General features: G+C 63.3%; 12 protein-coding genes. 5 read left to right on the forward strand and 7 right to left on the reverse strand.

What is annotated here, in order from left to right; genetic code table 11:
- Window positions 1-61 precede the first annotated feature (61 nt).
- The 3 genes from C501_RS0109110 to C501_RS0109120 are packed head-to-tail and all read right to left on the reverse strand — an operon-like array spanning window position 62 to window position 4,169.
- Entirely contained in the window at window positions 62-2,173 is a 2,112-nt protein-coding gene (locus C501_RS0109110) for a dipeptide ABC transporter ATP-binding protein (protein WP_018135318.1), read from the reverse strand.
- Window positions 2,170-3,189, reverse strand: coding sequence for an ABC transporter permease (locus C501_RS0109115; protein WP_018135319.1), 1,020 nt, complete (start codon window positions 3,187-3,189; stop codon window positions 2,170-2,172). The genes C501_RS0109110 and C501_RS0109115 overlap by 4 nt, the downstream gene beginning before the upstream one ends.
- Window positions 3,186-4,169: an ABC transporter permease gene (locus C501_RS0109120; protein ID WP_018135320.1), complete on the reverse strand. Its 984-nt coding sequence runs from the start codon at window positions 4,167-4,169 to the stop codon at window positions 3,186-3,188. The genes C501_RS0109115 and C501_RS0109120 overlap by 4 nt, the downstream gene beginning before the upstream one ends.
- Before the next feature lie 420 nt (window positions 4,170-4,589).
- Between C501_RS0109120 and C501_RS0109125 the strand changes: the two genes are divergently transcribed.
- Window positions 4,590-5,771: an aminotransferase-like domain-containing protein gene (locus tag C501_RS0109125; protein WP_018135321.1), complete on the forward strand. Its 1,182-nt coding sequence runs from the start codon at window positions 4,590-4,592 to the stop codon at window positions 5,769-5,771.
- A gap of 82 nt (window positions 5,772-5,853) precedes the next feature.
- On the opposite strand, the gene C501_RS0109130 is transcribed toward C501_RS0109125, so the two are convergent.
- Window positions 5,854-7,131, reverse strand: coding sequence for an MFS transporter (locus C501_RS0109130; protein ID WP_018135322.1), 1,278 nt, complete (start codon window positions 7,129-7,131; stop codon window positions 5,854-5,856).
- Window positions 7,132-7,238: 107 nt separating this feature from the next.
- On the opposite strand from C501_RS0109130, the gene C501_RS13000 reads away from it, so the two are divergent.
- From C501_RS13000 to C501_RS0109150, 4 genes are all read left to right on the forward strand, one after another.
- Window positions 7,239-8,108, forward strand: a complete 870-nt coding sequence (locus C501_RS13000) for an IclR family transcriptional regulator (RefSeq protein WP_083906589.1) — start codon at window positions 7,239-7,241, stop codon at window positions 8,106-8,108.
- A 127-nt stretch (window positions 8,109-8,235) separates the two neighbouring features.
- Window positions 8,236-9,372 (forward strand): cupin domain-containing protein, encoded by a 1,137-nt coding sequence (locus C501_RS0109140; RefSeq protein WP_018135324.1) that lies wholly within the window; start codon window positions 8,236-8,238, stop codon window positions 9,370-9,372.
- Entirely contained in the window at window positions 9,369-10,214 is an 846-nt protein-coding gene (locus C501_RS0109145) for a fumarylacetoacetate hydrolase family protein (protein ID WP_018135325.1), read from the forward strand. Before C501_RS0109140 ends, C501_RS0109145 begins: the two co-directional genes overlap by 4 nt.
- A 5-nt stretch (window positions 10,215-10,219) precedes the next feature.
- Window positions 10,220-10,885: a maleylpyruvate isomerase family mycothiol-dependent enzyme gene (locus C501_RS0109150; protein ID WP_018135326.1), complete on the forward strand. Its 666-nt coding sequence runs from the start codon at window positions 10,220-10,222 to the stop codon at window positions 10,883-10,885.
- An 88-nt stretch (window positions 10,886-10,973) separates the two neighbouring features.
- On the opposite strand, the gene C501_RS0109155 is transcribed toward C501_RS0109150, so the two are convergent.
- Genes C501_RS0109155 through pdhA form a run of 3 tightly spaced genes read right to left on the reverse strand, consistent with a single transcriptional unit; the run spans window position 10,974 to window position 14,490 of the window.
- The gene (locus tag C501_RS0109155; RefSeq protein ID WP_018135327.1) at window positions 10,974-12,311 is read right to left on the reverse strand and encodes a dihydrolipoamide acetyltransferase family protein; all 1,338 of its coding nucleotides are present in this window, start codon (window positions 12,309-12,311) and stop codon (window positions 10,974-10,976) included.
- A gap of 41 nt (window positions 12,312-12,352) precedes the next feature.
- Window positions 12,353-13,372: an alpha-ketoacid dehydrogenase subunit beta gene (locus C501_RS0109160; RefSeq protein ID WP_018135328.1), complete on the reverse strand. Its 1,020-nt coding sequence runs from the start codon at window positions 13,370-13,372 to the stop codon at window positions 12,353-12,355.
- Window positions 13,369-14,490, reverse strand: a complete 1,122-nt coding sequence (gene pdhA / locus C501_RS0109165; protein WP_156807711.1) for a pyruvate dehydrogenase (acetyl-transferring) E1 component subunit alpha — start codon at window positions 14,488-14,490, stop codon at window positions 13,369-13,371. Before pdhA ends, C501_RS0109160 begins: the two co-directional genes overlap by 4 nt.
- Window positions 14,491-14,616: the final 126 nt, after the last annotated feature.

Genomic DNA, 14,616 nt, shown 5'->3' on the forward strand with positions numbered 1-14,616 from the left:
TCTTCTCTGGTCTTTCTAGATCTCTTCTAGTACTTACTGTCTTGCTTGCTTTCCCGCCGGATCAGCCCGCCAGCACCGCCACATCGAGCTCCTCCTCCGGGAAAAGACACGCTTGCCGGTGATCCGGCCCCGCATCGAACAACGGCGGCATCTCCGCCCGGCACTGCTCCTGCTTGGCCTCCGGCAGCATGACGTAAATGGGGCACCTGCTCCGGAAAACGCAGCCTTCAGGAGTATTGAGCGGGGTCGGCAGATCCCCTTTGAGTACGATCCGCTCGCGGCTGCGCTCGGCCACCGGATCCGGAATCGGGATCGCGGAGAGCAGAGCGCGGGTATACGGGTGCTGCGGGTTATCGAAGACTTGATCCACCTGACCGATCTCCACGATCTTGCCCAAATACATCACGGCCACTCGATCAGAGATATGCCGTACCACGGAGAGATCGTGGGAGACCAGGAGGTAGCTCAGCCCCAGCTCCACGCGCAGCTGCTCCAGGAGGTTGATCACCCCGGCCTGCACCGAAACGTCCAGGGCCGAAACCGGCTCATCCAAGACGATCAGCTTGGGGTTCGTCGCAAGCGCCCGGGCGATCCCGATCCGCTGCCGCTGCCCACCGGAGAACTGGTTCGGAAAGCGATTCACGAAATCCGGCTGCAGACCCACGAGCTCCATGAGCTCCAGCACCCGCTCCCGGATCTGAGACTTGCTCAGGCCACGGCCTTCCAGCGGTTCGGAGAGCGTCTCGAAGACCGTGAATCGCGGGTCCAGTGCACCCGTGGGGTCCTGGAACACCATCTGCACGTCCTTGCGGACCTTGCTGCGCACCTCAGCCTTGGTGATACCATGGTTCTCGGTGTCTCCGATCCGCACGGTACCCACCTGGTCCGCATCGAACTCCATGATCTCCAGCAGAGTGGTCGTCTTCCCGCAGCCGGATTCGCCGACGATGGAGAAGCACTCGCCTTCGCGGATATCGAAGCTCAACCCATCGGCGGCTTTCACCGTGCCCACCCGGCGCTTGAAGAGCGCACCTTTCATGAGCGGGTGATGCTTCACCAGATCCTGAACCTGAAGCACCACCTGGCGTTCCGAGCGCGGAACGGCAACGAGCTCCGAAGTCTCGATCTCCGGCACCGGGTAGATGTCCCGTGCGCTGTCGGCATCGCGCAGCTGTTCGGTTTTCAGGCAGGCGGCCTCATGCTGCGGATCCACCTGGAGCATCGGGATCTCGCCGTGCCGGCATTCATCCGTGGCGATCGGGCAGCGTGCGGCGAAGGAGCAACCAGGCGGCGGATCGGTCAGATTGGGCGGGGTGCCCTTGATCGGCACCAGGGAATGCCGCGCCACGGTATCCACCCGGGGAATCGCCCCCAGCAGCCCGAGGGTGTAGGGCATCCGGGGCGCCCGAAAAAGGCTCTCCGCCGTGGCCCGCTCCACCGGCTGCCCCGCGTACATCACCATGATCTCGTCCGCGATCCCGGCGACGACCCCCAGATCGTGGGTGATCATGACCACCGCGGCGCCCGTCTCCCGCTGCGCGGCCTTGAGCACATCGAGGATCTGCGCCTGGATCGTCACATCCAGGGCGGTGGTGCATTCATCGGCGAAGAGCACATCGGGGTTGTTCGCGATGGCGATGGCGATCATCACTCGCTGCCGCATCCCGCCGGAGAACTCATGCGGGAAGGCCTTGAGCCGCTCCTGGGGGCTGGGGATGCCGACCAGATCCAGCAGCTCCACGGCACGGCTGCGCTTGGCCGCCCGGTTCATTCCGGGGTTGTGCACGGTGAGCGCCTCGATGATCTGATCACCCACGGTGAGCACCGGGGTCAGCGAGGAGAGCGGATCCTGAAACACCATGGCGAGCTCATTGCCCCGGTACCGGGACATCTGGCGATCACTGAGCCCCAGGAGTTCCCGGCCGCGGTACAACACCGAGCCGGTGATGTCCGCGGTCTCCGGCAGCAAGCCCATGATCGCCAGCGAGGAGACCGATTTCCCCGAGCCGGATTCGCCCACGATGCCCAGGGTCTTGCCCCGGTAGAGGTCGAAGTCGACCCCCCGCACTGCTTGGTTGATGCCGTTCTCGGTGTTGAAGCTGACCCTGAGATCGCGCACGCTCAGCACCGCCTCCGGCTGCTGAGTCCGAGTCACTGTTTCCGCTGCTGTCATGCTGCGCCCATCCTGCTCTTATCCTTGCGTTCGGAAGCCACCCGGCCCTGAAGCTTAGGCTTGCGCACGCGCCCCACCGAGCTGGATCCCGGATCGAAAGCGTCCCGGAGGCCGTCATTGAGCATCGACAGCGAACCGGTCAGCAAGAACATTGTCAGCAGCGGGAACCAGAACATCCAGGGGAAAGAATTCACTTGTGAGGAAGCCTGGCCGATCAGCACGCCCAAGCTGATATCCGGGTCTTTGATGCCGATGCCGATGAAGGAGAACGCGACCTCAGCCAGAATCGCCACGGTCACCCCGCGCGTGATCTCCAGCACCAGCAGAGAGCCGATATTGGGCACCATATGCCGCCAGACGATCTTGAAAGGGTGCACGCCCATGAACTGGGCCGCTTTGACGAACTCCCTGCTCATCAGCGACTTCCCCATCGCCCGGATCAGACGCGCCGCGCCCATCCAGCCGAAAGCCAGCAGCACGATGGTCAGCAGCAACCAACCGGGCAGTGCCTGGCGCAGCCCCCCGCTGCCGCTCGTCACGACCGCGACGATGAGGATCGTGGGCACCATGATCAGGGTTTCCAGGATCAGCATCATGATCCGCTCCAAGCGGCCGCCGAAGTACGCCATGGTACAGCCGTAGACCGCGGCGAGCAGCGCGCTGCCGATACCGACCACCAAGCCGATCATGATCGAGGTGCGGGTGCCTTCGACTAGCAGCGCGAAGAGATCCCGGCCGGACTGCGTCGTGCCGAACCAGTGCGAAGCCGATGGCCCCATGCCAATGCTGAAGGGGTCGATCGTGGTCTTCTCCCACTGCTGCAGAAACGCTCCGGCGGTGGAGAAGAGGAAAAGCGCGAGGAAAATGCACAGGCCGACGACTGCGGTGCGGTTGCGCAGGAAGCGACGCAGGATGATCCGGGATTTGCTGATCACCGCATCACCGATGGCGGTTTTCGCCGCCAGCCGTTCCTCCGTGCGCTCATCGGATGGGTCCGGGATATTGGGCTGCGTCATGAGACCCTCACTCTCGGATCGACGACACTCGTCGCCAGATCAGCCAGAATCGCACCGATCGCGAAGACCAATGAGCCGAAGGCCACCGTCGCCACCGTCGCATTGACATCGGCTTTGCTGATCACATCGATCGCCCAGAGGCCGATACCGGGCCAGGCGAAGATCTGTTCCGCGAAGAAGGCTCCCATGAAGACGAGCGGAACCTGGAAGGCGATGGACTGGGCCACCGGAATGAAGGAAACTCGCAGCCCATGCTTGCGTATTGCCTGGTTCCGGGTGAGCCCCTTGGCCCGGGCCGTGCGCACGAAGTCGGCATTGACGTTATCCAGCAGATACTGCCGTTGCGAGATCTGATAGGCCTGCCAGCCAAGCACCGTGAGCGCGAAGGTGGGGACCACGTAATGGGCGGCCATATCCCAGAACGCCGGCCACCCCGGTTCGACACCCACTGTAGAGATACCGGTGACATAGAAGATCTGGCTGCCCGCGGCCTCATTGATCTGGATCGCCCCGAGCTGAATCAGGAAGTACCCGATGGGCGCCGGGAGGATGTATACGAAGTAGCTCCAGCCGGTGATGATCCGGTCTGCCAGGCGGTACTGCCGGGCGGCGGCATAGACACCAAGGGCCACGCCGATCACAATGGTCAGGATCATCGCGACGATGTACAGCCGGGCGGAGACCCAGACCCGGTCCGCAAACTCGGCATTGACGAAGGCTCCGGAGGGGCTCCGGCCCCAGTCCCAGCGCGTGAAGACCCCCAGGAACCACTCCCAATAGCGTTCCAAGGGGTTCTTCGACGGGTCCAGGCCCAGGTTCGCGAAGTTCTGCTGGATCTGTTCGTCGGTGGGCCGCGGGATCTTCTCCTGCTCCAGCAATGCCGGGCGCATAGTCGAGACAGCGAGGAAGTACGTGGCCGAAGTGGTCACGAAGATCATCAGAAGATAGCGGATAGCCCGCTTGAGCAGATAGATGAACACGGTGCCGGGCTCAGCGTTTCAGCCGCCCCTTGGGGTCCAGCGGCTGACTATCTGGAATGGTACTTATGGGCGACACTATGATCTATCCTCTCAACGGAAAAACCGGATGCGCTGTCGGAAAATCCTGGAAGTGGATTTCTTGAACCGCAGATCAGCAATCCCTGATTACCAATGTTGCGTGCATCACATTGGAGTGAAATGTAGCACAATGTGCTGCGGTCTACCGTTCATCTCTTGCACACCGCGTGACTCTTTACCTCACTGAAACAATCCCGGAACACATCGGAGGGGAACTGAAAGAGGCCTCGGGAGGATCCCCGTAAGCGCAGCAGCGCTCCGTCGGCTTATGCTGTGGGGGTGACATCCAATAGCTCTTTTCCCCCAGTTTCCCAGGCCCTGACCGGACCGGCCGCCGCTGAGATGTTCTCGGCGCGCGCCGAGAACATCAAGCAGTCCGCCGTGCGCGATGTTTTCGAGATCTCGATGCGCCCGGGGCTCATCTCCCTGGCCGGAGGCAACCCTTATCTTCAGTCCCTGCCCTTACCGGAACTCGCGGAAGCTGCCGCGAGGATCATCAGCGAAGAAGGGCTCACTGCCCTGCAATACGGCGGCGGCCAGGGCACCCCGGAGCTGCGCGAGCAGATCTGCCAGGTCATGGCTGCCGAGGGCATCACAGATGCTGATCCGGAGAATGTCGTGGTCACCGCCGGATCGCAGTCCGCGCAAGATATCGCCGCTAAAATCTTCTGCGATCCGGGCGATGTGATTCTGGTCGAGGACCCCACCTATGTGGGTGCGCTCAATACCTTCGAGGTCTACCAGGTAGAGCTCGAACCGGTCGCCGTCGATGACGAGGGAATCATCCCAGATGCTCTGCGGCAGCGCATCCACGAGCTCAAAAATCAGGGCAAGCGGATCAAGCTGCTCTATACCATCCCGAATTTCAACAACCCCTCCGGTGCGATGCTCGCCGAAGAACGGCGTGTTCAGATCATCGAGATCTGCCAGGAGGCCGGGATCCTCGTGCTGGAGGACAACCCTTACGGCCTGCTCAAATTCGACGGTCAGCCGCTGGCCCCTTTGCGCGCCAGGGACTTCGAGAACGTGATCTATCTGGGTTCGTTCTCGAAGATCTTCGCTCCGGGGCTGCGGGTGGGCTGGGCGCTTGTGCCCCCGGCGTTCAAACAGCGCTTTTACCTGGCCAATGAGGCGGTGACCCTGTGCCCGCCGACTTTCAATCAGATGTTGATCTCTGAGTATCTGCGCAACCATGATTGGCTCGGGCAGATCGAGCGCTACCGCGAGCTGTATCGGGAGCGCTGCTCCGCGATGCTCGAAGCGCTCGAGGAATACATGCCGGAAGGTGTGAGCTGGAACCGCCCGGAGGGCGGGTTCTTCGTCTGGCTCAGCCTGCCCGAGCATATCGACACGTACCCGCTACTACAGCAGGGCATCGACGCCGGCGTCGTCTTCGTGCCGGGAGCTGCTTTCACTACCGCGGAGCACAGCAGTGCGCTCCGCCTAGCGTTCAGCGCAGTGGGCACGGAAGAGATCCGGGAAGGGGTTCGCCGGCTCGCCGGGGTCCTCCGGGAAGCTCTGTAAATCCGGCGCTGAGTGTTCGGGTGTGGTGACTTAGAGCTCCTCTAAGTCACCACACCCGAACACTCAGCGGGAAGAGCGGGGGTTAGAGTGCTTCGCTGCGCCGGGAAAGGCCGAAGATCACGCTCAGAGCTATGGAAGCGAGCGCCGCGGCGATAGCGAAGACCAGGAAGTTCGCATTGACCCCGAGCCCAACAACCAAGAGCAACCCGCCGACCTGTGGAGCAGCAACGGCACCGATCCGGCCCACACCGAGCGCCCAGCCCAGGGCCGTACCACGCAGCTGGGAGGGGTAAAGGTTGGCGATCGCCGCGAGGATCAGGCACTGTGTACCGTGCATGCCGATACCCGCGAGTACTAGGAGCGCGTAGACCACCGCGGTCGGCGGATTCAACAGCAGAGCAGCCAGGGCGGCAGCGGCAATCGCCGCGGTCACCATAGCCACCCGGACCGGGCCGAAACGGTCCCCGGCCGCCGCCGAGAGCAGTGATCCTGCCACCGCACCGAGGTTAAGCGCAAGCGCGAACGTCAGAGCCGAGCCCAGGTCATGCCCGGCAGTCTGCATCAGGGACGGAAGCCAGATGCCCAAGCCGTACCAGGCGAAAAGCCCGCCAAGTGTCGCCAGCGCGAAGAGCAGGCTCGCAGATCGATAAGGCGGGCGCAGTAATTGCCGAAAACCGCTTTCTACCGCAGCCGGGGAACCCTGCGCGGCGGGCTTCGTGCGCAGAGTCTCGGGCAGCACCTTCCACGCGACCGGCAGCACGACGATCAGGGCCAGTGCCGCCACCAAGAACATCGAATGCCAGCCGAAGCTGGGGATCAAGACGATTCCGAGCAAAGCCGCGAGCGAGCCGCCGATCGGCACCCCGGACATCATCACGGTAGCGGTCAGCGCGCGGAAACGCGGCGGTACCAGCTCTGCGGCCATAGCGTTCACCGATGGCATGAGACCGCCAAGGCCCAGGCCAGCGATGAGTCGGAACAGGCCGAACCAGATAGGCCAGATAGGGTTGGGCGCGAAGGCGCACAGCACGGTGAATACCGAGAACACGATAGTGCACGCCAGGATAGTGGTGCGACGCCCTAGGGAGTCAGAGATCCGGCCTGCGAATAAAGCACCCAGGAGCATGCCCAGGAAAGCCAGGCTGCCCAGGGTTCCCGAACTGGCTCGGTCCAGGCCCCAGTCGGCTTCGGCCAGCAATGATGACTGCACGGTGCCGTAGACGATGAGATCATAGCCATCGAAGACCACAAGCAGCCAGCAGACGAAGACCACGATGAACGCCTTGCGCTTGCCGAGGGCGAATTCCGGAGTGCTACCGGTTTCCGGCAATGCCGGTAGCTTTCCTGTTTTCGTCTCCATCGACGCAGCCCTCGTCTTCATCGTGATGGGGTCATGACTGACCCTTTGTCTGTATATGTGATCCGACTCTTGCGGCAGTTACGGGAATGCAGCAATAGAATTCTGATATGCAGAAGTTTAGCCCGGCTCCAGATTCACCGCGTTCTGGGAAAAGGACTTCCCCGAACCAGCAGGAACGGCCCAGCTATGCACTGAGCTCCGTGGATAACGCCTTGCGGCTCATCCAGCTGCTGCGCGATCTCGGCCGACTGCGGATCAAAGACGCTGCCACGGAGCTCAGCATAGCCCCGTCCACGGCGCATCGTCTGATGGCGATGCTGGTGTATCGGGGCTTCGCCGTCCAGGACGAATACCGGGAGTACCTGCCCGGCCCCGCGATCGGCCAGCCGCCAGCGGGGATGGCCTGGGCCAAGGAGTTACGACGACTGGCGCAGCCACATCTGGAGTTGCTGTCCAGCAGAATCGGCGAGACTGTCAATCTGATGATCCGGGTGGGTACAAAGGTTAGCTTCCTGAGCACTATCGAATCCGACACCCTGCTGCGCATCGGCGACCGGCGCGGAAGCGTCTTCAATGCCCGCGAGACCTCCGGCGGCAAGGCGATACTGGCGACTCTGCCAGAAGCGACACTGCTGCAGCTGTACCGCTCCAAAGGGGCCAAACTGGCCGGTGATCTGATGAGCGAGAATCGGTATCTTTCGCTGAACTCGGAATTAGCCGCAGTGCACACCACCGGCTATGCCGTCAACCGGAACAGCACCGAACCCGGAGTATCAGCAATAGGCCTGGCCCTGCTCCACGGACCAGGCCCCGCAGCAGCGGCCTTCGCCGTAGCCGTCCCGTCCACGCGGCTGGAGCAGTTGCTGCAGCGACGTCAGCTCGACCTCATCCGGATGTGCAAGCAAGAGATCGATCATGACTTGCAGCATCTTTTCAGCAAAGAGGGCAATGCTCAGGACAACGGGCCCTTCATTTAGGACTCGGCCGGCACGGCGCAGATTCCGGGCCTGAAGTAAATTCTGAATAGCAGAATAAAAGGACTTCTGCGTTTCCACTCCGGCTAGCCTGGCCCACAGCACATCCACCATCTGAAAGAGAATCGTCATGGGCAAAGGCGCCAAACAGGACAACGGTCCGCACACCGTGGTATCCCAGTATGGGCAACCGCCGGAAGTCTCTGAGCCGGAACTGGCGCAGCTTTACCGCGATTTCGCCGCGGAAAACCTCAATCCACTGCGGACTCAGCTAGGCGATCTGATGCCGGAGCAACCCCGCCCGCAGGCGAAGCCTCATGTCTGGCGCTGGGATGTGCTCTACCCGCTGGCGCAGCGCTCCGGGGATCTGGTGCCTGTGGGCCGCGGCGGCGAGCGCCGGGCCATCGCGCTGGCTAACCCCGGCCTCGGTGGCGCCCCGTATGCCACTGCCACCCTCTGGGCGGCCATCCAATACCTCGGCCCTCGTGAAACCGCACCGGAGCATCGGCACTCGCAGAACGCTTTCCGTTTCATCATCGAAGGCGAAGGCGTATGGACGGTCGTCAACGGGGACCCGGTAGCGATGCGCCGCGGCGACTTCCTCCTGACTCCGGGCTGGAACTTCCACGGCCACTACAACGAATCTGGCGCTCCGATGGCCTGGATCGACGGTCTAGACATCCCTTTCGTGCATTACACCGATACGAGCTTCTTCGAATTCGGCTCGGAGCGGGTCACCGACGAGGCCACTCCCAGGATCTCCCGGGCGGAACGTCTCTGGGCCTACCCCGGCCTGCGGCCGCTCAGCGGACTGGATCCGCACACTAATTCTCCTATCGCCGCTTACCGATGGGAGTACACCGATAAGGCGCTGACCGAACAGCTGCTCCTGGAAGACGAAGGCCAGCCCGCCACGGTAGAACCGGGGCACGCAGCGGTCCGTTACACGAATCCGACCACCGGCGGCGATGTCATGCCGACGCTGCGCGCCGAGTTCCACCGCTTGCGTCCCGGAGCGGCGACCCGCCCCCGGCGGGAAGTCGGCTCCTCAGTCTGGCAGGTCTTCGAAGGCCAGGGCACCGTATCCCTCGACGGAGTGGAACAGCGGCTGAGCAAAGGCGATCTCTTCGTGGTTCCCTCCTGGACCTCCTGGTCGCTACGCAACGACGAGCCGGAGGAGAGCCTGGATCTCTTCCAGTTCTCCGATGCGCCGATCATCGAGCGCCTCCACTTCCACCGCACATTCATCGAAGGGCAGGACTCATGAAATTAGCCACCATTCGCCGCTCCGGCTCCACCGCTGCTGCGGTACTCCGCGGGGACCAGCTGGTCGAGATCGAAGACGCCCAGGATGTTGGCGAGCTCCTGGGCGATCCGGCCTGGGCCAGGCGGGCGGCTGAAGCTGCCGGCACCGCGTACACTGCCTCCGGAGCAGATCTGGCTCCTGTCGTGCCGAGGCCATCGAAGGTCGTCTGTGTCGGGCTGAACTACCGAAACCACATCCTGGAAATGGGCCGAGAACTGCCCGAGTATCCGACGCTCTTCGCGAAGTACCCCGAAGCCCTGATCGGCCCCTATGACGTGATCGAGCTACCCGCGGAATCCGGCCAGGTGGACTGGGAGGCGGAACTGGCCATCGTGATCGGGCGCAAAGCCCGCCGGGTCAGCGTCGATGAAGCCACGGACTATATCGCTGGTTACGCAGTGCTCAACGATGTCACGATGCGCGACTATCAGTACCGGACGCCGCAGTGGTTCCAGGGCAAGACTTGGGAGAACTCGACGCCTTTCGGACCGTATCTGACCACTGCGGATGAATTCGAGCTGGGCGGTGTGCTGCGCGGACAGGTGAGCGGCAGGACGGTGCAGGAAGTGCCCACCTCGGATCTGGTCTTCGACCCGGCGACGCTGGTCTCCTACATCTCCACGATCTTCACGCTGAACCCAGGCGATGTGATCGCCACCGGCACGCCAGGCGGCGTCGGTCATGCCAGGAAGCCCGCGGAGTACCTCAAAGACGGTGATGTGCTGGTGACATCCGTCGAAGGCCTCGGTGAGCTCGAGAACCCGGTCCGGGGTGCCGATGCTTCACACGGAGCCGGAGCCTAGTCACCGTGGCCGCGAGAACCGACCTCGTCCGCGATGAGCAGACTCTCGCCTGGCTTCTCCAAGCCCGGCGTGGGACAGCTTATTTCGCCCGGAAATTACGGGAACTGCCGGATTCGGCGCTTGCTGAGGACTCCCGGCTGCCCGGCTGGAGCCGGGCTCATCTCGTGGCGCATGTCGGTTACAACGCCCGGGCCCTGGCACGGCTGGTGGACTGGGCCGAGACCGGGGAGGAGCATCCGATGTACTCCTCGCCTGAGGCCCGAAACGAGGAGATCGAGCTGGGTGCAACACTGAGCCCCATCGCGCTACGCAACCTCTTCGATCACGCTGCCATTCACCTCAATGTGCAGTGGCGGGATCTGCCGGACGAGCGCTGGGACTTCCAGGTGCGCACCGCGCAGGGACGTCAGGTCCCGGTCAGCGAGACGCCTTGGATGCGGATCCGGGAAGTCTGGATTCACGCTATGGATCTGGGCAATGGCGGGCAGTTCTCTGATATCCCGACGCCGGTGCTGGAGCGGTTGCGCCAGGAGATCGCCGGGACGTGGGCTTCCCGGGAAGAAGAATTCCACGTACCGGACGGCGAACTCGCCGATCAGGTGCAGTGGATGAGCGGGCGCCGCGGCCTTCTCAGCGACAGTGCGGCGGTCCCCCCTCCGCGCTGGCTCTGAGCGCCCCGTGCCGTTTTTTGATGCCTTCCGTGACTTTTGATGCGCTACGAACGCACTCGAAAGTCACGGAAGGCATCGCAAATTTGAGTCAGTCGAGGAGCAGGGCCGGTTCCTCGAGGATCGAAGCGACATCGGCCATGAACCGCGCAGAGAGATCCCCGTCGACCACTCTGTGATCGAAGGAACCGCCCAGAGTGGTGATCCAGCGCGGAATGACCTCGCCGTCGAGCACCCACGGCTTCTGCTTGATCGTGCCGAAGGCCACGATCGCCACTTCCCCCGGATTGATGATAGGGGTACCGGTATCGATGCCCAAGGCGCCGATATTGGTGATGGTCATCGTCCCGCCCTGCATATCCGACGGTGGGGTCTTCCCAGCCCGGGCCCTCTCGGCAAGTTCGTTGAGCGCCACGGCGAGCTCTTTGAGCGTGAGATCCTGGGCATTCTTGATATTGGGCACCATCAACCCGCGCGGGGTAGCCGCCGCGATCCCGAGGTTCATGAAGTGCTTGACCAGGATCTCTTCTTCGGACCAGCTCGCATTGACGTGCGGATTACGCGCCGCGGCCCAGATCACCGCTTTCGCCAGGATCAGCAGCGGGGAGACCCTGATACCCTCGAATTCACGGCTGGCTTTGAGCCGCTTCACGAATTCCATGGTGCGGCTGGCATCCACATCGACGAAGATGCTGACATGAGGCGCGGAGAAGGCGCTGTCCACCATCGCCCGGGCGGTCGCTTTGCGTACCCCGCGCACCGGGATCCGCTCGATCCGGCTATCCTCGCTCCAGAACGCCTTCCCTGGAGTCGCCCCGCGCCGGGTGTGGAAATCCAGGACATCGCGCCGGGTGACTTCGCCCCGGGAACCGGTAGCGGAGACTTCTGCGAGGTCGATGCCGAGGTCCTTAGCCGCCTTGCGCACCGGCGGCGTGGCCAGAACCGTAGACCCCGGCTTCGCAGGCAGCGCATTCGTCCGCACAGCCTCGGCCGGCGCAGCGGCCGCTCCGGTTCGACGGCGACGGCGCTGCACCGCATCGGCCTTCGGGCCGGCTCCGACGAGCGGCGCAGCAGCCGCGGCGTTCTCCTGGTGCGGAACCGCCACCTCGGGGTCTTCAGCGCGTAGCTGCTCCCCCGTGGCCGGGATCGCCGGATGACTGGGCACCGACGGCTCGGGTCGAGTGCCCGGGGCCTCGCTGTCTTCGAAAGCGATGATCGGGGTGCCCACGTCTACCGTCTGCCCTTCATCGACCAGCAGAGCGCTGACTTTCCCGGCATGCGGCGAGGGCAGCTCGACGAGGGATTTAGCGGTTTCGATCTCCACGAGCACCTGATTGACCGCGACGGTTTCTCCGGCGGCGACTTTCCAGGAGACGATCTCCGCCTCCGTGAGGCCTTCGCCTACATCAGGGAGCTTGAAATCCCTCATTCTTACTCGCTCTCTGTCAATGAGAAGTCCGGTGTGGGTCTTCAGTACGCCAGAGCCCGATCAAGGGCTTCCAGGATCCGGTCGATATCCGGAAGGTACTGTTCCTCCGCACGGGCTACCGGATAGGGCATGTGGAATCCGCCAATGCGGATCGCCGGGGATCGCAGCGAGTAGAAGACCCGCTCCGAGATCCGCGCCGCAATCTCACCGCCCAGCCCGCCGAAGGTCGGCGCTTCATGCGCGATAAGAAGCCGCCCGGTCTTCTCCACCGAGGCTGCGACAGTATCGAAATCGATCGGCGAAAGTGATCTCACGTCGATCACTTCCAGGCTCCGCCCGTCCTCTTCGGCGGCACGCGCGGCAGCTAATGCCACCGGCACCAGAGGGCCGTAGGCCACTACGGTGGCATCGCGGCCTTCCCGGAGGACTTGGGCTTCGAAAGCGCCGCGGCCCGGATCCGTCAGGTCCACTTCGCCCTTGAGCCAGTAACGGCGTTTGGGTTCAAAGATGATCACTGGGTCCGGGCAGAGCACGGCTTGCTGGATCATCCAGTACGCATCGTGCGGATTGGACGGAGTGATGATACGCAGACCTGCGGTGTGGGCGAAAAGCGCCTCGGGCGACTCCGAGTGGTGCTCGATCGAGCCGATGCCGCCGCCGTAGGGAATCCGGATCACTACGGGGGCGCTCAGGGCGCCGCGGCTGCGGGCGCGAATCTTCGCGAGCTGCGTGGTGATCTGGTTGAACCCGGGGAAGACGAAACCATCGAATTGGATCTCGCAGATCGGCCGGTAACCGCGCAGCGCCATGCCGATAGCGGTTCCGACGATCCCGCTTTCGGCAAGCGGGGTGTCCACGACGCGGTCCGTGCCGAATTGCTCGACCAGCCCCTCGGTGACCCGGTACACCCCGCCCAGCGGCCCGATGTCCTCGCCCATGAGCAAGGTCGACGAGTCGTCACTGAGTACTCGGCGCAAGCCTTCGTTGATGGCCTTGGCGATGGTCAGGGATCTGAACTGCCCTTGGCTGATCTCATGGGACTCGACAGCGGTGCTGCTCATCGCGCCTCCTGCGTATCCTCGGGGAGGAATCCGGCCTCATACTGTTCGAGCCAGGCGAGCTCTTCGCTCACCAGGGGGTGCGCCTGGCCGTAGACCGTGGCAAAGGATTCCCGTAGATCGGCCTCAGCAGAGGTCTTCGTGGCTTCGCGGAACTGACCCGCGAGTTCATCGCCTGCCTGCTCGACCGCCGCGAAGAACTCAGCATCGGCATAACCCTGATCCCGCAGGAAAGCCGCCAACCGGGGCAGCGGATCGCGCTCCTGCCAGTGGGCTTCTTCCGCCTGGCTACGGTACTTGGTCGGATCATCGGCGGTGGTGTGCGCGCCGAGCCGGTAGGTCACCGCTTCGATGAGCACCGGCCCTTGGCCTGAGCGGGCGCGGTCCAAGGCCCAGCGGGTGGCTGCATAAACCGCCAGTAGGTCGTTTCCGTCCACCCGGATGCTGGGGAACCCGTAGCCTTTGGCCCGGTCTGCCAGCGGAACCCGGGATTGGACGCTGGAGGGTACCGAGATCGCCCAGTGATTGTTCTGGCAGAAGAAGACGACGGGTGCCTTGAAAGAAGAGGCGAAGACCATGGATTCGTGCACATCGCCTTCTGAGCTGGCGCCATCTCCGAAGAAGGCCAGCACCGCCTCAGCGGCTTCTGTTGCGCCGCGCGCCTGGTCTCGCTGGATGCCCATGGCGTAACCCACAGCATGCAGGGTCTGTGCCGCCAGGACGAGTGTGTACAGATGAAAGCGGGTGGATTTCGGATCCCAGCCGCCGTGGGCGATTCCGCGGAAAAGCGCCAGCAGCTCGCCGGGGGTGACTCCGCGGTACCAGGCGATGGCGTGCTCGCGGTACGTGGGGAAGATGTAGTCCTGCGGCTCCGCGGCCAGGACTGCGCCCATCTGCGCGGCTTCCTGGCCAAGCGAGGGCACCCAGAGCGCCAGCTCGCCTTGCCGTTGCAAGGCGGTGGCCTCCTGATCGAAGCGCCGGGTGAGCGCCATGCCCCGATAAGCTTCGCGCAAGCGCTCTGCATCCAGTTCGCCGAGGAAAGCCTGCATCACGTCGGACCCCGATGGATCGAACCGCCCCTGGGCGTCAAGGAACTGCATCACTTCTGACGTCGGGAGCATGTTTTCACGCGCTGCCTGCTCCGATAGCTCGGAAAAAGTCACACTGTCACCCCGTCCTCCACTTCATATATTCCCCGCCAGGAATAAATAGCTGGCGTGGAATATGTTTTTTCTTCCCCTCACCAC

This window comes from Acaricomes phytoseiuli DSM 14247, assembly GCF_000376245.1.
Classification (GTDB): domain Bacteria; phylum Actinomycetota; class Actinomycetes; order Actinomycetales; family Micrococcaceae; genus Renibacterium; species Renibacterium phytoseiuli.

Bases quoted from the DNA above. Each gene is read 5' to 3' on its own strand.
- C501_RS0109160 (WP_018135328.1), bottom strand. From the start codon at position 13,372: ATGAGCAGCACCGCTGTCGAGTCCCATGAGATCAGCCAAGGGCAGTTC.
- C501_RS0109145 (WP_018135325.1), top strand. From the start codon at position 9,369: ATGAAATTAGCCACCATTCGCCGCTCCGGCTCCACCGCTGCTGCGGTA.
- C501_RS0109155 (WP_018135327.1), bottom strand. From the start codon at position 12,311: ATGAGGGATTTCAAGCTCCCTGATGTAGGCGAAGGCCTCACGGAGGCG.
- C501_RS0109140 (WP_018135324.1), top strand. From the start codon at position 8,236: ATGGGCAAAGGCGCCAAACAGGACAACGGTCCGCACACCGTGGTATCC.
- C501_RS0109110 (WP_018135318.1), bottom strand. From the start codon at position 2,173: ATGACAGCAGCGGAAACAGTGACTCGGACTCAGCAGCCGGAGGCGGTG.
- C501_RS0109125 (WP_018135321.1), top strand. From the start codon at position 4,590: ATGTTCTCGGCGCGCGCCGAGAACATCAAGCAGTCCGCCGTGCGCGAT.
- pdhA (WP_156807711.1), bottom strand. From the start codon at position 14,490: ATGCTCCCGACGTCAGAAGTGATGCAGTTCCTTGACGCCCAGGGGCGG.
- C501_RS0109115 (WP_018135319.1), bottom strand. From the start codon at position 3,189: ATGACGCAGCCCAATATCCCGGACCCATCCGATGAGCGCACGGAGGAA.
- C501_RS0109130 (WP_018135322.1), bottom strand. From the start codon at position 7,131: ATGGAGACGAAAACAGGAAAGCTACCGGCATTGCCGGAAACCGGTAGC.
- C501_RS13000 (WP_083906589.1), top strand. From the start codon at position 7,239: ATGCAGAAGTTTAGCCCGGCTCCAGATTCACCGCGTTCTGGGAAAAGG.